Consider the following 20,107-nt stretch of genomic DNA (forward strand, 5'->3'; position numbering starts at 1 on the left):
GCTCAGCGACCAATATTCATGTTGTTTTTTTGTGTTAGCGATTGCGGCGGTATCCTTTTTACATGGTAAAAAGATGAAGCCAAAAGCGCGACCGCTTGCGGTAACACCCAAATTATTAAACTATAAATTTTTATAATCTGGCAATATAGGTCTAGACTTTAAACCCTCATTTATAATTGCTAAAACTCGATTTCGTTCTTCACCTGCCAAAGGCAAACGAGGTTCACGCACATTTTCCGTTCCAATACCTGTTGCAACTTCTGCTAACTTTATATTTTGTACTAATTTAGTGCTAATATCTAACTCTAACAAAGGTAAAAACCAACGATAAATTGTAATCGCTTCTTTAATTTTCCCCGCTTTTGCTAAATTACAAATTGCTACAGTTTCAGCCGGAAATGCACAAACCAACCCTGCAACCCAGCCATCAGCACCCATTAAAATACTTTCCAAAGCTAAGGTATCTACACCACACAAAATAGCGAAACGATCTCCAAAACGATTGCGCATTCTAGTAACATTTGAAATATCTCGAGTAGATTCTTTTACCGCCTGAATATTCTCACATTCGGCCAATTCAGCCAACATATCTAAGGTTACCTCAATGCCATAATCTACAGGATTGTTGTAAATCATAATTGGTAACGGAGTGCTATTTGCTACTTTTTTAAAATAAACAACAGTTTCACGACTATCGGCTTTATAACGCATTGGTGGTAACATCATGAGTCCTTGCGCTCCATATTCCTTTGCCAAACGAGCAGCTTCAATTGCATCTTTTGTAGATTGTTCCGCAATGTTTATAATTACAGGAATTTTTTTCTGAACAATTTCAACTGTTTTTTCAATTAGTATTTTCTTCTCATTTTGTGTTAGTGTGCTTGCTTCCCCTAAAGTTCCGCCAAGAATAATTCCGCTTACCCCAGCTTCAACCTGTGCTTTAATGTTTTTTTCAAAATTTACTAAATCTAATGTATCTTCATTTGTAAATTTAGTCGTTACAGCTGGCATAACGCCACTCCATTGTATACCCATGTTTATCGTTTTTTACAAATTTATACTATCAACGTAACCGAAGTAACCTTATTTTTATCATTTAATGATATTATTTTAACTAATTTTCCTATTTTTGAATAAAAATAGAATAATATTAGCTTACTCACTGAATTATAATGAAAGTTTTACCCTTTAAAATACCTAAACCTGAAAATGTTACTTTATATGTACAACATTATAAAGGTGAAAATTTTTATGAAAAGTTACATCAACACAAAGAAATTCAGATTAGTGTTGTTTTAAAAGGTGAAGGAACCTACATTATTGGTGACTGTGTAGGTGATTTTAAACAACATGATATTTTTGTTTTGGGCGAAAATTTACCACATGTTTTTAAACGTGATGCTTCCTTTGAACAAGAAACTGAAATGGTTTCATTATTTTTTTCTAAAAACTCTTTTGGTGAAGATTTTTTTGACTTGCCTGAATTTGAATATTTTAAAAAGTTTTTTGACAATGCTATTTTAGGCTACAAGGTGAAATCGAATAAAGAAGCTATTTCATTGTTATTATCTAAAATTTATTCCCTTTCAAAATACCAACAATTTATTTCATTTTTAGAAATATTACGCCTTATTTCTGAATCAGAAAAACGCAAATTATCGTCTTTAATAAACTTAAAAAAATACGCTGGAGATGAAGGTAAACGGATGAGCGATATTTTTCAATATACTATGAATAATTTCCAGAAAGAAGTTAGTTTACATGATGTTTCTGATATTGCAAATATGACTCCGAATGCATTTTGTAGGTATTTTAAACAACGTACTAATAAAACTTTTGTAAACTTTTTAATTGATATTAGAATTGGAAATGCTTGCAAATTACTTTCTAAAAAGAATGATTTAAGTATTACTGAAATTTCTTACAAATCGGGCTTTAACAATTTGGCCAATTTTAATAGAAAATTTAAAGCTACCAAAGGTATTACACCTTCTGAATATAGAAAAAAACATTAAATATAAGCTGTTGGATCTCACTTCGACTTCGCTCAGTGACCACTAAAATAATATTAAATTTCACAATAAACCCAATTCATTTTGCTTTTTTTTGGTCATTCCTTTCACCACCAAATCATATGAATGATCTACCAATTCTTTTATAAATTCATTTGAAATATTTCCTTCAATTGAAATTGTGTTCCAATGTTTTTTGCTCATATGAAAACCGGCTATAACGTCTTCAAATTCTTCTCTCAATTGAATAGATTTTTCTGGATCGCATTTTAAATTTACCGTTGATGGATGATTTTCTAAACCCGATAAGGCAAACATTTTATCAGCAACTTTAAAAACCAAGGTTTTTTCATCAAATGGAAAACATTCTGTCACGTACCTTTTTGATAAACAATACTCTCTAAATTCTTCAATATTCATAACTATTAGTCTAACTTTTTAGTTTCAATATTAGGTAAAATCAACTGTGAATAATTTAATTTCCATCCAGTAGTTTCTAATAATTGTTCAATCATTAAAATTGTATCCAAAGCTTCTTTTTTTGCCGAATCAATCAATCCACTTTCTGGTATTTTTTCAACAATAAATGATTTTGCCTCTTTGTTTAAACCTGTTAAATCTGCGGCATTAAATTTATTAAAATAGCCGTCTACTTTATCGTAATATTTTACCTCAGTTTCAACAGTTAAAATTTTTGGTTCAGGAAAATGGGTGAGAATTATTTCCTTTTTATTATTATTTGATTCCAGTTTTATTTGAGATAAATCGTACCCAATATGCGCTTTTGCATTAATTAATAAAATGGCTTTCTTTTTACTTGTTACTAAATTTAAAAAGTGATTTTTAGTGTTTTCATAATGATAAATTTCAGCAAAATCACCTTCCACTGAAATTAACTTACAAACACTTTTAATTTTTTCCATTAACACAACCGACTGTTTTTCGGTTTGTTGAGAATTCTTCTTTTTATTAAAAAATTGCATTCCCCAATAGGTAAGCATTACACCCAATAAAGTTCCTAAAAGTAATTCCATAGTTTTTGTAGTTACTCAAATATAAGCATTGTTTTTAGATTATAAATAAATCACTTGCAATTCCATCTGCTAAAAACTTTCCTTCTTTTGTAGTTGTTAAAATGCTGTTACCACGCTCATTTAATTGAATTTTTAATAATTTCTTTTCAATAAAAGGTTGTGCATTTTTTTCTAAATGAATTAAATAGCCTAACCCAAATTGTTGTTCAATGCTGTTAAAATCAACGCCCCAAATGGTGCGTAAACCTGTCATAATACACTCGTTAAATTGGTTATTTACTGATAATTTTTCTGTTTCTAAAGGAAGTTTATTTTCATTTAAAGTCTTTATATATTTCGCATTATTTGAAACATTCCAAGCTCTTTCAGATCCATTAAATGAGTGTGCCGAAGGTCCAATTCCTAAATAATTTTCACCCAACCAATAAGACATATTGTGTTTTGAAAAATAGCCTTGTTTGCCAAAATTTGAAATTTCATATTGAACAAATCCTTGCTTTTCAGTTTCCTCAACTAATATATTAAAATGTTGCAGTGCTAAATTTTCATCAACAGGTGGAATTTTTCCTTTTTTAATTAAATTATACAAGGCTGTTTTTTCTTCAACGGTTAATGCATAACTTGAAATATGTGGAACTCCAAATTCAAAAGCAATTTGTAAATTTTCCAACCACTTTCCATTACTCATATTTGGAACGCCGTAAATTAAATCGATGGTAATATTATTAAAATAGCGCGTTGCCAAAGACAGCGACTTTTTTGATTCTTCTGCTGTATGAGCACGATTCATAAACTTTAAATCATCTTCAAAAAAAGATTGAATTCCAATACTCAACCTATTAATAGGTGATTTTGCCAATTCTTTTATTTTACTTTCAGATAAATCATCCGGGTTAGCTTCTAAAGTGATTTCTGGTTTCTCAACTACATTGTAGTTACTGTAAATAACTTTAAAAATAGCATCTAAATCTCTAATTGACAACAAAGAAGGAGTTCCACCTCCAAAATAAATAGTTTCAATTTTTTGATTTTTCAACTCCCCTTTTCGTAACATCAATTCTTTTTTAATTGATATTAACATTTCTTCTTTTCTTTTTAGTGAAGTAGAAAAATGAAAATCGCAATAATAACACGCTTGCTTACAAAAAGGTATGTGCAAATAAATTCCGGCCAATTCAATATAATTTTAGATTTATCAAAAGTACAACTTAAAAAAAAACTGCAAAAGGTGATTTAAGTTACCTTTTTTGTGAAAGTACTGTTGTATTTTTGATAAAAAGCGTTTAATATGTATACATATATAGTTTCATTTAAGGTTAAAGACGGTGAAGGAATTTCGTTTGTTGAACTTCAAAAATTTGAAGAATTAACGGAGGCGAAACCTGCAGGTTTAGATCATTTTCATATTTTTAAAGATCGAAATGAAGAAAATAGATTCTTTTTAGTTGAATATTGGGATTCAAAAGAAGATAGAGTTAAAATGGAAAATTCTAAAGAATACCATCTTTTTAGAGAACATAGAAAATTGGTTGTTGACAAAAAATACGAAACTTATGAATGTGATGTAATAGTTTAGTTACTCTTTTACTCTATTTCCATTTTGTTTCACAAAAGCCGACCAACCTGTATAATTTTTACCCGAAGTTATTTTTCCGCTGTTATAAAAATGACAAACAGCAGCGGCTAAACCGTCTGTTGCATCTAAATTTTTTGGCAATTCTTCAATCTTTAACAAACTCTGTAACATTTTAGCAACTTGCTCCTTACTGGCATTTCCATTGCCTGTAATAGCCATTTTTATTTTTTTAGGAGAATATTCTGTAATTGGAACTTCCCGAGATAAACCCGCAGCCATAGCAACCCCTTGTGCTCTACCCAACTTTAACATAGATTGCACATTTTTACCAAAAAAGGGAGCTTCAATCGCAATTTCATCTGGGTGATACGTTTCAATTAAATGTATGGTACGCTCAAAAATTAATTTTAATTTTACATAATGGTCGTTATACTTTTTAAGCATTAATTCATCCAACTGCATTAACTCCATTTTTTTATTTACAATCTTAATCAACCCAAACCCCATAATGGTTGTTCCGGGATCAATTCCTAATATGATTTTTTCTGAACTCAATTATTTGTTTATTTGTAAAACCAAATGTACAATATCTTGCACAAATATAAACCCTACCTATTATTGCTGTTAAAATTGATAATTGTATTTGGTGCATTTTATTTTATTTACCAAAAATTAAATGACAATCAACTTTTATCTTTTCCTCAATTAAAAGAGCAACTATCTGTTCTTATTTCAAACAATACCTGGTTACTTTTAATATTGCTTTTACTTACTGATGTTAACTGGTTATTAGAAATTTTTAAATGGAAAACCTTAGTTTCTATTGAAGAAAAAATAAGTTTCTTAAGTGCTTACGAACAATGTTTGGCTTCCCTTACAGTATCAATAATAACTCCAAATAGAATAGGCGAATATGGAGCAAAAGCACTCTTTTTTAAAAAAGACAAAAGAAAAAAAATAATGCTTTTAAACTTAGTTGGAAATTTAAGTCAATTATTTGTAACTGTTTTTTTGGGAATAATTGGAATGTTTTTTTTTATAAGAAATTTCAACTTTTCAATTCCAAAATTAAATTTTCAAAATATTATAATTTTATTAATTATTATAATTGTTATTTTCATATTCAGAAAAAGTTTACAACTTCAAAAAATTAGTTTATACTTTAAAAATATACCTCTACTTATATTTATTAAAACACTTAGTTTTTCCTTTTTGCGTTATGTTGTTTTTTCGCATCAATTCTATTTTTTAACAGCTATGTTCGGCATTGAAACAGATTATTTTACAGTAATGAATTTATTATTCTGTATGTATTTTATGGCATCAATAATTCCTAGTTTATCAATTTTTGATTGGGTAATTAAGGGCTCTATAGCTGTTTGGTTATTTAGCTTTGTTGAAGTAAATGAATTAAAAATTGTAACAATTACTACCATAATGTGGCTTTTAAATTTTGCAATTCCAGCAATTTTAGGAAGTATATTTGTATTAAATTTTAAATTAATTAAAAAAGTATGATGCTGTTTTCTATACTCATATCAATCATATATTTTTTGTTAATTGGATCTTTTATAATTGGTTTTGATAAAGTTAAAACAATTAATCTTGAAAATGTATCTGCAAAAAATTCATTTTCAATTGTAATCCCTTTTAGAAATGAAGCAAAAAATTTACCTGAATTATTACATTCACTTTCATTATTAAATTACCCTAAAAATCTTTTCGAAATTTTATTGATAAATGATGCATCAACTGATGATTTTAATTCAATAATTCAAAATTTTATTAGAAATAATCCAAACTTAAACGTTTATTTATTAAATAACCAAAGAGAAACCAAATCACCTAAAAAAGATGCCATAAATACTGCTATTTCAAATTCCAGATTCAACTGGATTGTTACAACAGATGCCGATTGTCAAGTGCCTAAAAACTGGCTACAATTATTCAATCAAACTATCAAACAAGAACAACCATTTTTTATAAGTGCACCCGTAAAATTTAAGGCAGGAAAATCATTTTTGTTCCACTTTCAAAATTTAAATTTTTTGAGTTTAATTGGAAGTACAATTGGTGGTTTTGGAATTAATCGCCCGTTTATGTGCAACGGAGCAAATTTATGTTATCATAAAAATACTTTTATTGAAATAAATGGTTTCTTTGGAAACTCAAATATTTCAAGTGGTGATGACGTTTTCTTATTAGAGAAAATAAATAAAAAATATCCAGAAAAAGTAAAATTCTTAAAATCTATTGAAGCAACCGTTGAAACGAAACCTGAAAATAATTTTAATTCCTTTTTAAATCAACAACTTAGGTGGGCTTCAAAATCAACAGCTTATAATAACACTTTTTCAAAATTTATTGGAACTTTGGTTTTTACAATGAATTTAACTGTAATTATCTTAGGTTTTTTAACAATTATTTTTACTAATTATTTGAATTATTTTTTAAGTATCACAGTCCTAAAAATAAGTATTGACGCTGTCTTAATTTTTAAAACTTCCAACTTTTTAAATAATATTAAATCGTTAAAATATTATTTACCTATAAGTTTACTTTACCCAATTTTTATAATGGTAGCAGGTAGTTTATCCTTTTTTAAAAGCTATAATTGGAAAGGAAGAACCTTTAAAAAATAGTGTTATTTGGTGCTAAAAAAACCTGTAATTAAATCTTCTACGTTAAACCATAAAAAAATAATAATTAACAACAGTATAACTAAAATAATTGCTCGTTTATAATTTGGCTTTTTTCGTTTTTTGAACCTATTTTCCATAATCTATTATCTAATATTTTGTTGCTCTTAACATTTCTCTTTTTCCAGGAGGACCAGGCAATCTTTCAACAGTAAATCCAACGTGTTGCATAGCGCGTCTTACACTTCCTTTAGCGCTGTAAGTTACTAAAACTCCTCCATTTTTTAAAGCATTAAACATTATTTTAAATATTTCTTCAGTCCATAATTCAGGTTGAACTCTCGCTCCAAAAGCATCAAAATAAATTAAATCAAAAAAATCAACATCATTAATTTCATTAAAAAACTGCTTTCTTTTTGTTAACATAAATGTTGGAGAAATAGTGTTGCAATTTTCCCAATTTTGTTGGTGCATTTCTTCAAAAACACATTCAAAATTTTGGGCATTTAATGCTTTCACATAGTTTAATTTTTCTATTTCGTCTGAAGCAACAGGGTAAGCTTCCACTCCAATATAATCAATTTCCAAATTTAATTTTGGAACCTCTAAAAAAGTAATAAAACTATTTAACCCTGTTCCAAATCCAATTTCTAAAATATTGATTTTATTATTTGAAAAAAGTGATAACCCATTTTTTATAAAAACATGTTTTGCCTCTTGAATTGCACCGTGTTTTGAATGGTATTGTTCATTCCATTCTGGCAAATGTATAGTGGAAGATCCATCAGATGTAATAATTACTTTTCTTTCCAAAATTTATTTAATAAGTAATTTTTTTATTCTTGGAATTGGTCCTAAACAAGTAGTTTTATGACAAGCAACACAAGCGTTTACCATAATATTAAATTGTTCCTTAACTTCATTTTCCGAAGCTGTAAAAACTGCTTGTTGGTTCTCTATAAAAGCCTTTGAAAATATTTCAAAACTAGAGTTTCTATCTTTCGGATCTGTTAAAACAGCCGAATGAATGTTTAAAAATTTATCAGAAAACTCACCAATATCCTCTTTATTAATAATCTTTTTCTTTAAATTTTCGTTGGTTTTATACATTTCTTCCATAAGCAATGCCATTTCAGAAAACTCATACATTACCAACGCTTCGTCAACTTTTTTTACTTCATCTTTTTTAATAGTATTACAAGAAATAAAACAAACACACCATAAAAATACAATTGAATACCTCATTCTTATTTCACCATTAAAACTCCGTCAGCCTCAAACGATAAGGTATATTTTGGCTCAGTTATTTTAGCAATTTCTTCTTCTGTTTTACCTGCATCTTCAGCAAAATGACGTAATTCTTCAATTGAAGTTGTAGTAACAAATGCTTTTCCGTTTACAATCACCTCTCTTCCATCTGAATTAAGAGGCATAAAAAAACCATAATCCTTAAATTTTACAAATGATTCTTGTTCATCACCTAAATCCAAATTCATCCAACATCCCTTACTTTTACAAACTGAATTAATGTTTGATGCAAACTTAATATTTAACGTATCTCCAGCTTTTAAGGCTTTATATTTTAAAGCCATTTCCTCCTTAGCAATTACATTATCAGCTTCAATTTCATTCCCAAAAGACAAGTAACTAACTTCTTGTTTTTCAACTCCTTTTACATCCTTTTTTGCTTTTTCATTTTTACATGAAGCTAAAAAGAACAAGGCTAATACTACTAATACTGTATTTTTTATCATTTCAAATTGTTTAAATTCAACATTTTAGGCAAATATATTAAAAATAAGATACCATGATTTAAAAGAATTAAAATTATAAATTAAAAAAAATAAGTAATTTTGTTTAAATAAAATTATAATTAATTATGTTAACAAAGGCTTTACAAATAGAAAAAATTGCAAAATCAAAAATTTCGAATGTTGATTTTAGCGATTTAAAATTTGGTCAGGTATTTACTGATCACATGTTTGAATGCGATTTTGAAAATGGTGAATGGCAAACTCCTAAAATTAGACCTTATCAAGCACTAACACTTGATCCTTCTGCAAAAGTTTTTCATTACGGACAAGCTGTTTTTGAAGGAATGAAAGCCTATAAAGACGAAAATAATGATGTTTGGTTATTTAGACCAGACCAAAATCAGGAACGCATTAACAAATCTGCTGAACGTTTAGATATGCCTGCTTTTCCAAAAGAATATTTTTTTGAAGGCCTTACCGAATTATTAAAATTGGATAGTGAGTGGGTTCAAAAAGGTGAAGGAAATGCACTTTACATTCGTCCGTTTGTAATTGCAACAGAAAATTGTGTTTCTGCTTCATCATCAAACAAATATAAATTTATGATTATCTGCTCACCTGTTCAAGCGTATTATGCTGGTGAAGTAAGAGTTGAAATAGCAGATAAATATAGTAGATCTGCCAATGGAGGTGTAGGTTACGCAAAAGCAGCAGGTAATTATGCTGCATCTTTTTATCCAGCTAAATTAGCTGCTCAACAAGGCTACCAACAAGTTTTATGGACCGATGCATCAAGCCATGAGTTTTTGGAAGAAGCTGGAACTATGAACGTATTTTTTAGAGTGAATGACACTTTATTAACTGCTCCAACTAATGAACGAATTTTAGATGGTGTTACTCGTAAAAGTATTATTCAGTTTGCTGAAGATAAAGATATTAAAGTTGAAGTGAGACCTGTTAGAGTTTCTGAAATAGTAGAAGCAGCACGCAAAGGAGAACTTTTAGAAATGTTTGGGGCTGGAACAGCAGCAGTAATAAGTCCAATCTTAGGTTTTGCACACAAAGGCGAAAAATTTGAATTACCTAAAGTAGAAAATAGTTATGCATCTTTTATCAAAAAAAGCTTAACAGATATTCAAAGAAATCTTGCCGAAGATAAATTTGGCTGGAGATTTAAGGTACAATAATCAAATTAGGTATTACTTGCCTAAAATCATAACTTTTTATAAATTGCATTTGCTTAAACAATCGGATTATTATCCGATTGTTTGGCATATTTATTGGTTTGAACCAAGTAAAAAAACTTATGGCTACATTAAAAGAGGCAAAGAAAAACATACACAAAAAAGGATTTTTAGATATTAAAATACCTAAAAATATTGATTATGTTAAAGAAATAAATAAACTTAGAAAAGAAAAAAATGCAGTAATTCTTGCACATTATTACCAAGAAGATGCTATACAAGATATTGCTGATTTTGTTGGTGACAGTTTGGCATTGGCACAAAAAGCGGCAACGACTAATGCAGATATTATTGTATTTGCAGGTGTGCATTTTATGGCCGAAACTGCTAAAATTCTGAATCCTAAAAAGAAAGTTTTACTGCCCGATTTAAAGGCAGGCTGCTCATTGGCAGATTCTTGTCCACCAGCAGATTTTGCAGCATTTAAAAAAGAACATCCAAATCATATTGTAGTTTCTTATGTAAACACTTCGGCAGAAATAAAAGCTTTAACAGATATTGTTTGTACATCTTCCAATGCTGAAAAAATTATAAATTCAATACCAAAAGACCAACCAATAATATTTGCTCCTGACAGAAATTTAGGTGCTTGGCTAATTAAAAAAACTGGTAGAGATATGTTACTTTGGGATGGTGCTTGTATGGTACACGAAGCATTTTCAATAGATAAAATTTTAAATTTATATGCTGAAAATCCAGGTGCTGAAATTATTGCACATCCTGAATCTGAAGCTCATTTATTAAAGGTAGCCAAATATGTTGGCTCAACATCTGGATTATTAAACTATGTAAAAACAAGTAAAGCAAAAACATTTATTGTTGCTACGGAAGTTGGTATTTTACATAAAATGAGACAGGACTCACCTGATAAAATACTAATACCTGCTCCTGTTGAAGATGATAGTTGTAATTGTAGTGAATGTTTTTATATGAAAATGAATACTATGAGAAAATTGTATTTGTGCTTAAAATACGAGTTACCAAATGTTGAAGTTGATCCTGAATTAAGTAAAAAAGCATTGGTTTCAATTGAGCGTATGCTTGAACTTTCGAAATAATTATTTCTAAAATGAACGCTGAAAAAAAAATACACAAAACCGATTTTTTAGTAATTGGTTCAGGAATTGCTGGGCTGTCTTTTGCTTTAAAAACTGCACAACATTTTAAAGACTCCACAATTACAATTATTACCAAAAATGAAAAAAATGAGTGTAATACTAAATATGCTCAAGGTGGAATATCTACCGTTTGGGATAAAACAGTGGATTCATTTGAAAAACACATTGAAGACACCCTAATAGCCGGAGATGGAATTTGTGATGAAGAAATAGTTAAAATGGTTGTAGAAGATGCTCCAGACCGTTTGCAAGAGTTGATAGATTGGGGTACCAAATTCGACAAAACAAAAGATGGAAACTATTCTTTAGGAAGAGAAGGTGGACATTCTCAAGATAGAATTTTACATCATAAAGATATTACTGGTGCAGAAATTGAACGTGCACTTATTGAACAGGTTGAAAAAAAGGAAAATATCACTTTTTTAACATACCATTATGCAATTGATCTTATTACTGAGCATCAGGTTAAAAAACTTCCAATTAAAAGAAAAGAAAAAATAACTTGTTTTGGAGCTTATGTTTTAGATGAAAAGAAAAGTATTGTTAAAACTTTTTCAGCAAAAGTAACTATGTTAGCAACTGGAGGTAATGGGCAAGTTTATATAACTACAACAAATCCTGTTGTTGCAACTGGAGATGGAATTGCTATGGCCTATAGAGCTAAAGCTGAAATTTCTGATGTTGAATTTATTCAATTTCATCCTACAGCTTTATTCAATCCGGGAGAATATCCTGCATTTTTAATTTCAGAAGCTGTGCGTGGTGAAGGTGCTATTTTAAGAGATTATTATGGTGAACGTTTTATGAAAAAATATGATGACCGTGAAGAATTAGCTTCGCGTGATATTGTTGCCAGGGCAATTGATAATGAACTTAAAAAAAGTGGAACTCCCCATGTGTATTTAGATTGTACACATTTAGATTATGAAGCTTTCAAAAAACATTTTCCAAATATTACCGAAAAATGTATGAGTTTAGGAATTGATGTTCGTAAAGATTATATTCCTGTATCTCCTGCTCAACATTATATTTGTGGCGGAGTAAATATTAATAAAAAAGCTAAAACTTCCCTTAAAAATTTATATGCTTCTGGTGAAGTTACAAGATCTGGTTTACACGGAGCAAACAGATTAGCTTCAAATTCTTTACTAGAAGGACTTGTTTTTTCTCACAACGCGTGTGAAAATCTAAAAAAACGATTTCATAAAATTAAAGAACCACAAAATGTTCCTGTTTGGAATGATAGCGGTGTTGTGAAAAATATGGAGAAAATTTTAATTACACATGATAGAAATGAAGTAAAAACTATTATGAGTAATTATGTTGGTATTGTACGTTCTAATGAACGATTATTACGTGCAGAAAGAAGATTAAGAGTTTTGTATGAAGACAATAAACGGTTGTATGACCATTCTGAGCTTTCAACTGATTTGTGTGAACTAAGAAACTTAATAACTACAGCATATTTAATTACACAGTTTTCAAAAAACAGAAAAGAAAACAGAGGTGGTTTTTATAGTGCAGATTTAATAAAAAAGGAGCTTTAAAAGCTCCTTTTTTATTATTTTATATCTTACCAGATTTTAACTCTATCTTCTGGTTTTAAATACATTTTATCACCATCTACAATATTAAAAGCTGCATAAAAAGCATCTACATTTTGCAATGGCATATAGGCTCTGTACATTCCAGGTGAATGAGGATCTGTTTTAATTAAATTTTTCATAGCCTCATCTCTCATAATAGTTCTCCAAATAGTTCCCCAAGACATATAAAAACGTTGCTCAGCAGTAAACCCATCTATATCATCAGGCCTTCCATTTTTTTCATAAAAAATTTGCAAGCCATCATAAGCTGCATTTATGCCTCCTAAATCACCAATGTTTTCACCTAAGGTAAATTCACCATTTAATTTTACATCTTCTAATGCTTGCACAGCACTATATTGATCTGTTAATTTTTTTCCTAAAGCTGTAAATTGTTCTAAATCTTCATCCGTCCACCAGTTATTTAAATTCCCATCTGCATCAAATCTTGCACCTGAATCATCAAAACAATGTGAAATTTCATGTCCAATTACAGCACCAATTCCACCATAATTAACTGCCTCATCAGCTTGGTAATTATAAAATGGAGGTTGTAAAATTGCTGCTGGAAAAACAATTTCATTATTTACCGGATTAAAATAAGCATTTACAATTTGTGGCGCCATTCCCCATTCAGATCTGTCAACAGGTTTTCCTATTTTCTCCATGTTTTCTTCAAAATTCCATTTTGAAATGTTTACAGTATTTTGAAAATAAGAACCACCATCTTCAATAGATTTTACATCCAAAGCCGCATAATCTTTCCATTTATCTGGATATGCAATTTTAACTGTCATTTTATCTAATTTTTCAATAGCTTTTAGCTTGGTTTCAGCACTCATCCATTCTAAAGCGTTAATTCTTTTCTCAAAACCTAGCATCACATTTTTAATCATTTCCTCAGCTTTTGCTTTTGCTTCTGGCGGAAACTTTTTGTCAACGTATAACTTCCCTAATGCTTCACCAATTGAACCATTTAAATTAGCCAATGCTCTTTCATCTCTTGGTCTTTGTTGCTGTACACCACGTAATTCTTTACTATAAAATTCCCAATTAGCTACTTCTAACTCGTTATTTAATAATCCTGCAGCTCTATCTATTGCAGTCCAACGTAAGTATAATTTAATATCATCCATTGAACTGGTTGTAAGTATTTTCTCAACTGCTTCCATATATTTAGGCTGCATAACAATTACGCGTTCAAGATTATCAATTCCTAAACCTTTAAAATATGTTTCCCAATTAACTGAGGGAGTTAAAGCTGTAATCTCTTCAATAGTTTTTGGATTGTATAGTTTTCTGGTATCTCTAGATTCTTCTTTTGTGAATCTTGGCTCAGCTAAGTTATATTCATAATCAAATACCTTTTGAGCATTTACTTTTGATACTTCTTCTGAATCTCCAAAATACTGAAGCATTCTTGCAATATGAGCTATGTATTTTACACGTTTTTCTTTAGTATCTTCATCTTGATCAACATAATAATCACGTGACAAACCTAAACCTGCAGGAGTAACATAACCAGCATTCATTTTACTGTCTTTCAAGTCATTAAAAACTGCAAAACCAAAAAAGCCACCATATCCATAAGGTGCCATTTCAGTAAGTAAGTTTTGTAAATCATTTAAATTTCCAATAGCATCAATTTTATTTAAAAATGGCATAATTGGGTCTAAACCTTGTTGATCTCTTGCAACAGTATCCATAATTGATTCATAAAAATTTACTGCCTTTTTTTGATCAGATTCTAAGGTTAAGTTTCCTTGAGCATCTTTTAATTTAGGGAATTTATCTTCAGCTATTGCCTCACTTAAAATTGTAAGTACATCAGCATCTGTTTTTTTTCTTAATTCATTAAAACTTCCCCAAGAAGTTCTATCTGCTGGTATTTCAGTTTTATCTAACCAACTTCCATTTACATATCTAAAGAAATCATCATTTGGACGTACAGATGTGTCCATATTTTCGACAATAATTCCAGGTATTTTCTCTTCTTCAACTTGTTTTTCCTTTTTACAGGAAATAAATAAGGTTAATGCTACAATTGAAGTGTATAACATTAACTTTTTAATTAAAATTTTCATAATATTAGATTGAATTAATTGTTTGGATTTTTAAAACATATAAAATAACGCTATTTACTTTAAAAGTTGACTTAAAAATTTGTTAAGATTTTTCTTCTAAAATTTCTGAAATATTTGGTTTAAAATAATTAGGTCCTTTCATAACCTTTCCATCTTCACGGTAAATTGGTTTTCCGTTTGCTCCAAGTTTACTCATATTACTCCGTTGAATTTCATTAAAAATTGCTTCAATTTTATATTGCATTCCGTGCTCTAAAATAGTTCCACATAAAATATACAACATATCACCTAAAGCATCTGCCACTTCAACCAGATCATTTTCTTTTGCAGCTTCTAAATATTCTTCATTTTCTTCAGCCATTAAATCAAATCGTAATTTTAGTTTGCTCTCTGGTAATTTAGCTATTGGCTCATGATTTATTCCTAATCCAAAGGCTTCATGAAACTCTTGTACTGCTTTTATTTTTCCCTTCATTTATTTTATAATTTCTAATTTGTTAGTTTTAAGATATTTTATACAATAATTTTGTTGGTACAATTTTTAAAACAAAAGCTACCAACCTCCAACGTTTTGTTATGTAAGCTTTTTTCTTTTTATTTTTAATAGCTGAATAAATTTGCTTTGTAGCTTTTTTTAATGAAGCCATCCAAAATGTATCACCTAGAGCCATTGCTGTATCAACAAATCCAGGTTGAATATCAGTAACATAAATACTTGCTTTACTTCTTTTCCCTTTCATATAAAGCGATTCCAAATAACTTGCTTGAAATGCTTTTGAAGCAAAATATGCAGGTGTATGTCTATTTCCTCTAATTGAAGCGATTGATGAAATTCCAACTAAATGTCCATAACCTTGTTTTCTGAAAAAATTATAAGCCAAACCATAAATTTTAGTGGCAGCCAAAATATTCGTGTTTAAAGTTGGTATTTCTTTTTCCCATTCAAGTTTATAATTTGGCTCACCAACTCCAGAACTATAAACAATTAAATCTATAGTTTTTAATTCATTTTCAACTTCTTCAAACAGTTTTTCACAAGAATTTAAATTGGTGACATCATGAACCTTTATTAGGTACTTTTCAGGATTGGTTTCTTTAATTTCATTCAATAAATTTTCACGTCTACCGGTTATTAAAACCTTATAATTATCGTTAACTAAAAGCTTGGAAAGTTCTTTACCTATTCCTGAGGTTGCTCCAATAATTAATGCATTTTTCATATTGAAAATTTACGTACTTTTGATGTTAAATATACACAATTAATATGTTTAGCAAAGGACAGCTTATATTTGCAGCTTTTTTTATAATTGCATTTACTATTTTAATGATTTGGAGTTACAGAAAAGATATTAAAATTCATAAAAAATATTATAAGAACACTTTTATTATAGTTATTGCTCTTTTCTTAATAGTTGCAATATTCACTTTAATTACTTTTTCATTACATTAAAGTAAGTTAAATTTCTTAGATTTTATTTCGTAAATTAGTTATTTAAAAAATCTAAAAAATGAGATTCTTAAAATATATTCTTCTGTTACTTTTAATAGTAGTTATTGGATTTGCTATATATATTGCAACATTGGAATCTGAATATAACATTAAACAATCTCGAATAATTAAAGCTCCTGCGGAAGTTATTTTTGATAATATTAATGATTATAAAAATTGGCAATATTGGGGTCCTTGGCTAGAATTAGACAGTACAATTGTAGCGTCGTATCCTGAAGTAACTTCAGGAGTTGGAGCTTCATACACTTGGACAGGAAAAGATGGAATTGGCTCTATAAAAACAATTTCAATTATTCCAAACAAGGAAATTATTCAACAAATAGATTTTGGAACAGGAAGTACTCCCGAAGTTTACTGGGAAATTAAAAATACTGATACTGGGAATGAAGTTACTTGGGGAATGAGAGGAAACAGTTCTTTTGGAGAAAAAGTTTATTGGTTAACCCAAGGAGGCATAGAAAAAAATATGATTCCAATGTATAACCGAGGTCTTGAATTGTTAGAACAACATATTTTAAAAGAAATGGACAAACATTCTTTTAATATTATTGGCGAAGTAGATTATGGAGGGGGATATTATTTATATCAAACAACTTCTTGTAAAATTAATGTAATCAATAAAAAAATGGCAGAAATGTTTCCGGTTGTTATAAAATTTATGGAAGACAATTCTATTGAAGCTTCTGGCAAACCCTTTTTATTAACTCATAATTGGGACGAAACAAATAAAACAACTATGTTTTCAACTTGTATTCCTGTAAAAGAACGAATAATTACAACAGATGATGTTTTAACTGGTTTTTTAAAACCTCAAAAAACATTTAAAACTATTTTTAAAGGAAGCTACACTTACTTAAACAAAGCCTGGGAAGTAGCTTATAAATCGCTTACTGAAAAAGGACATACTGAGTTAGATGGTGGAGAACCTTTTGAAGTATATACTATTGGTCCAAACGACAATCCTAACCCAGCTAAATGGGTTACTGAAATTTACATTCCTATAAATTAAAGGTATTTATTTTAGGTGAAGTCAAAATAAAACTAAACTTGATGATACATCTTAAATAAGAATATTAACCCAACTTAGACAAGTTCAGTTTTACAAAAAATTACACTTCATTATATCTAAAACAATCAATAATATGGTCGTTTACCATACCTGTTGCTTGCATATGAGCATATATTACCGTTGAACCAACAAACTTAAAACCACGCTTTTTTAAATCTTTTGAAATAATATCTGAAAGTTCAGTTGTTGCAGGTACTTCTTTTAAAGTTTTAGGGTTGTTTTTTATAGGTTTTCCGTTTGTAAAATTCCAAATATAGTTAGAAAAAGAACCAAATTCCTTTTGTACTTCTATAAAAGCAACTGCATTTGAAATAGTAGCTTTTATTTTAAGTTTGTTTCTAATAATACCAGCATTTTGAATAAGTTCCTCAAACTTGGTTTCATTATATTTTGCAATTTTTTTATAATTAAAATTATCAAAAGCTACTCTAAAATTTTCTCGTTTTCTAAGAATTGTAATCCAACTTAAACCAGCCTGAAAAGTCTCTAAAATTAAAAATTCAAATAATTTTGCATCATCATATACAGGTACACCCCATTCAGAATCATGATATTCCATATAAAGTGGATCTGTTCCACACCAATTACAACGTGTTTTATTCATACTATTATTGTTTAATTCACAAGGTAAAATAAAAATTTCAGAAGTAAAAACTGGAATGATTTTTGCGCATTTTAAAGTACTTAAAATACCTGATTATGAGAAAATTAATTTATTATTTAGCAATTGGGTTGTTTCTTGTTGGATGCGGCTCAACAACAAAAACTACAACAGATGACACTCAACTTCCTGAAGGAGCAGTTAGAATAGCAAATGACGATTTAGAATATGAAATAATTATTATTGATCCCGGTTTTGAAACTTATTTATATACTATAGCAAAACCTGCAAATTATTATTCACAATCTTATTATGAAACTAAAAATAAGTTTTATGTTACAGAATGGAATATAAGAGCTACAAACCCATTAAGATATAATAGTAAAATTTATGAAAATGTTATTGATTACGATTTTAATGTTGATTATGGCTTAGATGTAAATTACAAACTTTACAACTATTTTAAATTTGTTGAACACAATTATGGGCAAAAATTTTAATACAGTTATTGTTTCTTAGTCGCTAACGAAAACCTTAATACTAAATACCCTAATAAACCTGCAACTAACGATCCAATAATAATTCCCATTTTAGAAGCTGCAATTAAACTTTCAGTTGTATATGCAAGATTTGCAATAAATAAGGACATTGTAAAACCAAGACCTCCCAATAAACTAACACCTAATAAATTCATAAAATTAGTTCCCTTAGGTAAATCTGCAAGTTTCAATTTCACTCCAATATAGCTTAACAATAAAATTCCAAAAGTATTCCCTAAAACCAAAGCTAAAGCAATGTTAAAAATTACATGACTTGAACCTCCTAACCCATTAAAACTAATAACAACACCTGCATTTGCCAAGGCAAAAATTGGCATAATTAAATACGAAACCCAACCGTGTAAAGTATGTTCTAAATGCTGTAAGGGAGCATGTACTTTTTCTGAACAATTCTCAATAGCGTCAACTGCCTGAATTTGTTCATTAGTCAATAATTGATTTGAAGTAGTTTTATTTTTCTGAAAAATTGACAATTGTTTTTTTATTGCATCCAAATATTCTGACATATCTACTTTTCTATGAATTGGGATTGTAAATGCCATTAAAATTCCAGCAATTGTTGGATGAATACCTGACTTTAAAAATAATAACCAAACAAAAAATCCAATTAAAAAATAAAAATATTTAGAATAGATTCTTCTATAACTTAAAAATGATACCCCACCAAATAACAGCATTGCATATGTTATTAAATCCCATTGAATATTAGCACTGTAAAATATAGCAATTACTAAAACTGCTCCTATATCATCTACAATTGCAAATGCAGTTAAAAATATTTTAAGTCCTAATGGCACACGCTTTCCTAATAACTTTAAAATTCCTAATGTGAATGCAATATCCGTTGCCATTGGAATTCCCCAACCTTCAACTCCTGCTTTTCCCTTATTTAACAATAAAAAAATAAGAACCGGAAACAACATTCCTCCTATTGCAGCAAAAATTGGCAGCGAAGCTTTTCGTAGTGTTGTTAATTCTCCAACCAAAATTTCTCGCTTTACTTCCAAACCTATTACAAAAAAGAAAATAGCCATAAACCCATCATTAATCCATAAAATTAATGACTTAGATAAATGAAAATTTGTATCTGCAAAACCAATGGTAAACTTATGATGCCATAAATCTTCATAGATGTAGCCATAGGATGAATTAGCCCAAACAATGGCAATAATTGATACTAAAAATAAAATAATACTCGATGAAGTTTCTAGCTTAATAAAATGCTTTAAAGAATTGCTAATAAATTTCATTTAACTTTTTAATTGATTAATAATACCTAAATATACGATTTATTAAAAATTTTTAATTAAAAAAGGCACT

The 20,107-nt window shown here is 29.1% G+C and carries 22 protein-coding genes; 9 read left to right on the forward strand and 13 right to left on the reverse strand.

Going from position 1 to position 20,107, the window contains the following annotated elements; genetic code table 11:
* Positions 1-120: 120 nt before the first annotated feature.
* The gene (locus tag BX611_RS11065; protein WP_115881189.1) at positions 121-1,035 is read right to left on the reverse strand and encodes a dihydrodipicolinate synthase family protein; all 915 of its coding nucleotides are present in this window, start codon (positions 1,033-1,035) and stop codon (positions 121-123) included.
* A 137-nt stretch (positions 1,036-1,172) separates the two neighbouring features.
* On the opposite strand from BX611_RS11065, the gene BX611_RS11070 reads away from it, so the two are divergent.
* Positions 1,173-2,015, forward strand: a complete 843-nt coding sequence (locus BX611_RS11070; protein ID WP_115881191.1) for an AraC family transcriptional regulator — start codon at positions 1,173-1,175, stop codon at positions 2,013-2,015.
* Between the two features lie 60 nt (positions 2,016-2,075).
* Here BX611_RS11070 and BX611_RS11075 read toward each other — a convergent pair whose 3' ends face one another.
* Genes BX611_RS11075 through hemW form a run of 3 tightly spaced genes read right to left on the reverse strand, consistent with a single transcriptional unit; the run spans position 2,076 to position 4,220 of the window.
* The gene (locus tag BX611_RS11075) at positions 2,076-2,432 is read right to left on the reverse strand and encodes an MmcQ/YjbR family DNA-binding protein (RefSeq protein WP_115881193.1); all 357 of its coding nucleotides are present in this window, start codon (positions 2,430-2,432) and stop codon (positions 2,076-2,078) included.
* 5 nt (positions 2,433-2,437) lie between these two features.
* Positions 2,438-3,046, reverse strand: coding sequence for a DUF4230 domain-containing protein (locus BX611_RS11080; protein ID WP_115881195.1), 609 nt, complete (start codon positions 3,044-3,046; stop codon positions 2,438-2,440).
* A gap of 34 nt (positions 3,047-3,080) precedes the next feature.
* The gene (hemW, locus tag BX611_RS11085) at positions 3,081-4,220 is read right to left on the reverse strand and encodes a radical SAM family heme chaperone HemW (protein ID WP_115881197.1); all 1,140 of its coding nucleotides are present in this window, start codon (positions 4,218-4,220) and stop codon (positions 3,081-3,083) included.
* Positions 4,221-4,334: 114 nt separating this feature from the next.
* On the opposite strand from hemW, the gene BX611_RS11090 reads away from it, so the two are divergent.
* Positions 4,335-4,622: a putative quinol monooxygenase gene (locus BX611_RS11090; protein WP_115881199.1), complete on the forward strand. Its 288-nt coding sequence runs from the start codon at positions 4,335-4,337 to the stop codon at positions 4,620-4,622.
* On the opposite strand, the gene ruvC is transcribed toward BX611_RS11090, so the two are convergent.
* Complete coding sequence (ruvC, locus tag BX611_RS11095) at positions 4,623-5,177, reverse strand: crossover junction endodeoxyribonuclease RuvC (RefSeq protein WP_115881201.1); 555 nt, start codon at positions 5,175-5,177, stop codon at positions 4,623-4,625.
* A gap of 75 nt (positions 5,178-5,252) precedes the next feature.
* Here ruvC and BX611_RS11100 point away from each other — a divergent pair, with 75 nt between their 5' ends.
* Both BX611_RS11100 and BX611_RS11105 read left to right on the forward strand, forming a co-directional pair.
* The gene (locus BX611_RS11100; protein WP_162880020.1) at positions 5,253-6,140 is read left to right on the forward strand and encodes a lysylphosphatidylglycerol synthase domain-containing protein; all 888 of its coding nucleotides are present in this window, start codon (positions 5,253-5,255) and stop codon (positions 6,138-6,140) included.
* Positions 6,140-7,264 carry a glycosyltransferase family 2 protein gene (locus BX611_RS11105; protein ID WP_240324967.1) on the forward strand — a complete coding sequence of 375 codons (1,125 nt, stop codon included), beginning with the start codon at positions 6,140-6,142 and terminating at the stop codon, positions 7,262-7,264. Before BX611_RS11100 ends, BX611_RS11105 begins: the two co-directional genes overlap by 1 nt.
* Before the next feature lie 147 nt (positions 7,265-7,411).
* Here the strand turns inward: BX611_RS11105 and mnmD are convergent, their stop codons facing one another.
* Genes mnmD through BX611_RS11120 form a run of 3 tightly spaced genes read right to left on the reverse strand, consistent with a single transcriptional unit; the run spans position 7,412 to position 9,015 of the window.
* Positions 7,412-8,074, reverse strand: coding sequence for a tRNA (5-methylaminomethyl-2-thiouridine)(34)-methyltransferase MnmD (gene mnmD / locus BX611_RS11110; RefSeq protein ID WP_115881208.1), 663 nt, complete (start codon positions 8,072-8,074; stop codon positions 7,412-7,414).
* A 3-nt stretch (positions 8,075-8,077) separates the two neighbouring features.
* On the reverse strand, positions 8,078-8,506 hold the full coding sequence (locus BX611_RS11115) for a hypothetical protein (protein WP_115881210.1): 429 nt from the start codon (positions 8,504-8,506) through the stop codon (positions 8,078-8,080).
* A 2-nt stretch (positions 8,507-8,508) separates the two neighbouring features.
* Positions 8,509-9,015 carry a DUF4920 domain-containing protein gene (locus BX611_RS11120; RefSeq protein WP_115881212.1) on the reverse strand — a complete coding sequence of 169 codons (507 nt, stop codon included), beginning with the start codon at positions 9,013-9,015 and terminating at the stop codon, positions 8,509-8,511.
* A gap of 125 nt (positions 9,016-9,140) precedes the next feature.
* On the opposite strand from BX611_RS11120, the gene BX611_RS11125 reads away from it, so the two are divergent.
* From BX611_RS11125 to nadB, 3 genes are all read left to right on the forward strand, one after another.
* Positions 9,141-10,202, forward strand: coding sequence for a branched-chain amino acid aminotransferase (locus BX611_RS11125; protein WP_115881214.1), 1,062 nt, complete (start codon positions 9,141-9,143; stop codon positions 10,200-10,202).
* 119 nt (positions 10,203-10,321) lie between these two features.
* On the forward strand, positions 10,322-11,317 hold the full coding sequence (gene nadA, locus BX611_RS11130; RefSeq protein WP_115881216.1) for a quinolinate synthase NadA: 996 nt from the start codon (positions 10,322-10,324) through the stop codon (positions 11,315-11,317).
* Between the two features lie 11 nt (positions 11,318-11,328).
* Positions 11,329-12,924, forward strand: a complete 1,596-nt coding sequence (gene nadB / locus BX611_RS11135; RefSeq protein ID WP_240324968.1) for an L-aspartate oxidase — start codon at positions 11,329-11,331, stop codon at positions 12,922-12,924.
* Positions 12,925-12,950: 26 nt separating this feature from the next.
* Here nadB and BX611_RS11140 read toward each other — a convergent pair whose 3' ends face one another.
* The 3 genes from BX611_RS11140 to BX611_RS11150 all read right to left on the reverse strand — a co-directional run bounded on the left by BX611_RS11140 (position 12,951) and on the right by BX611_RS11150 (position 16,267).
* A complete protein-coding gene (locus BX611_RS11140; RefSeq protein ID WP_115881218.1) occupies positions 12,951-15,047 on the reverse strand; it encodes a M13 family metallopeptidase in 2,097 nt (698 codons plus the stop codon).
* Between the two features lie 82 nt (positions 15,048-15,129).
* Positions 15,130-15,522 carry a pyrophosphohydrolase domain-containing protein gene (locus tag BX611_RS11145; protein WP_115881220.1) on the reverse strand — a complete coding sequence of 131 codons (393 nt, stop codon included), beginning with the start codon at positions 15,520-15,522 and terminating at the stop codon, positions 15,130-15,132.
* Between the two features lie 28 nt (positions 15,523-15,550).
* Positions 15,551-16,267: an SDR family NAD(P)-dependent oxidoreductase gene (locus BX611_RS11150; protein ID WP_115881222.1), complete on the reverse strand. Its 717-nt coding sequence runs from the start codon at positions 16,265-16,267 to the stop codon at positions 15,551-15,553.
* Between the two features lie 288 nt (positions 16,268-16,555).
* Between BX611_RS11150 and BX611_RS11160 the strand changes: the two genes are divergently transcribed.
* Complete coding sequence (locus BX611_RS11160) at positions 16,556-17,566, forward strand: SRPBCC family protein (protein WP_115881226.1); 1,011 nt, start codon at positions 16,556-16,558, stop codon at positions 17,564-17,566.
* A 100-nt stretch (positions 17,567-17,666) separates the two neighbouring features.
* Here the strand turns inward: BX611_RS11160 and BX611_RS11165 are convergent, their stop codons facing one another.
* Entirely contained in the window at positions 17,667-18,230 is a 564-nt protein-coding gene (locus BX611_RS11165) for a DNA-3-methyladenine glycosylase I (protein WP_115881228.1), read from the reverse strand.
* Between the two features lie 95 nt (positions 18,231-18,325).
* Here BX611_RS11165 and BX611_RS11170 point away from each other — a divergent pair, with 95 nt between their 5' ends.
* A complete protein-coding gene (locus BX611_RS11170; RefSeq protein WP_115881230.1) occupies positions 18,326-18,727 on the forward strand; it encodes a DUF6146 family protein in 402 nt (133 codons plus the stop codon).
* Positions 18,728-18,732: 5 nt separating this feature from the next.
* Here BX611_RS11170 and nhaA read toward each other — a convergent pair whose 3' ends face one another.
* Positions 18,733-20,037 (reverse strand): Na+/H+ antiporter NhaA, encoded by a 1,305-nt coding sequence (gene nhaA / locus BX611_RS11175; RefSeq protein WP_115881232.1) that lies wholly within the window; start codon positions 20,035-20,037, stop codon positions 18,733-18,735.
* Positions 20,038-20,107: the final 70 nt, after the last annotated feature.

This window comes from Lutibacter oceani, assembly GCF_003384935.1.
Lineage (GTDB): Bacteria > Bacteroidota > Bacteroidia > Flavobacteriales > Flavobacteriaceae > Lutibacter > Lutibacter oceani.

What these genes read in the sequence shown, in the direction of transcription:
- BX611_RS11065 (WP_115881189.1), bottom strand. Translation starts at nt 1,035, where the DNA reads ATGGGTATACAATGGAGTGGCGTTATGCCAGCTGTAACGACTAAATTT.
- BX611_RS11070 (WP_115881191.1), top strand. Translation starts at nt 1,173, where the DNA reads ATGAAAGTTTTACCCTTTAAAATACCTAAACCTGAAAATGTTACTTTA.
- BX611_RS11075 (WP_115881193.1), bottom strand. Translation starts at nt 2,432, where the DNA reads ATGAATATTGAAGAATTTAGAGAGTATTGTTTATCAAAAAGGTACGTG.
- BX611_RS11080 (WP_115881195.1), bottom strand. Translation starts at nt 3,046, where the DNA reads ATGGAATTACTTTTAGGAACTTTATTGGGTGTAATGCTTACCTATTGG.
- BX611_RS11090 (WP_115881199.1), top strand. Translation starts at nt 4,335, where the DNA reads ATGTATACATATATAGTTTCATTTAAGGTTAAAGACGGTGAAGGAATT.
- BX611_RS11105 (WP_240324967.1), top strand. Translation starts at nt 6,140, where the DNA reads ATGCTGTTTTCTATACTCATATCAATCATATATTTTTTGTTAATTGGA.
- BX611_RS11115 (WP_115881210.1), bottom strand. Translation starts at nt 8,506, where the DNA reads ATGAGGTATTCAATTGTATTTTTATGGTGTGTTTGTTTTATTTCTTGT.
- BX611_RS11120 (WP_115881212.1), bottom strand. Translation starts at nt 9,015, where the DNA reads ATGATAAAAAATACAGTATTAGTAGTATTAGCCTTGTTCTTTTTAGCT.
- BX611_RS11125 (WP_115881214.1), top strand. Translation starts at nt 9,141, where the DNA reads ATGTTAACAAAGGCTTTACAAATAGAAAAAATTGCAAAATCAAAAATT.
- nadA (WP_115881216.1), top strand. Translation starts at nt 10,322, where the DNA reads ATGGCTACATTAAAAGAGGCAAAGAAAAACATACACAAAAAAGGATTT.
- nadB (WP_240324968.1), top strand. Translation starts at nt 11,329, where the DNA reads ATGAACGCTGAAAAAAAAATACACAAAACCGATTTTTTAGTAATTGGT.
- BX611_RS11140 (WP_115881218.1), bottom strand. Translation starts at nt 15,047, where the DNA reads ATGAAAATTTTAATTAAAAAGTTAATGTTATACACTTCAATTGTAGCA.
- BX611_RS11145 (WP_115881220.1), bottom strand. Translation starts at nt 15,522, where the DNA reads ATGAAGGGAAAAATAAAAGCAGTACAAGAGTTTCATGAAGCCTTTGGA.
- BX611_RS11150 (WP_115881222.1), bottom strand. Translation starts at nt 16,267, where the DNA reads ATGAAAAATGCATTAATTATTGGAGCAACCTCAGGAATAGGTAAAGAA.
- BX611_RS11160 (WP_115881226.1), top strand. Translation starts at nt 16,556, where the DNA reads ATGAGATTCTTAAAATATATTCTTCTGTTACTTTTAATAGTAGTTATT.
- BX611_RS11165 (WP_115881228.1), bottom strand. Translation starts at nt 18,230, where the DNA reads ATGAATAAAACACGTTGTAATTGGTGTGGAACAGATCCACTTTATATG.
- BX611_RS11170 (WP_115881230.1), top strand. Translation starts at nt 18,326, where the DNA reads ATGAGAAAATTAATTTATTATTTAGCAATTGGGTTGTTTCTTGTTGGA.
- nhaA (WP_115881232.1), bottom strand. Translation starts at nt 20,037, where the DNA reads ATGAAATTTATTAGCAATTCTTTAAAGCATTTTATTAAGCTAGAAACT.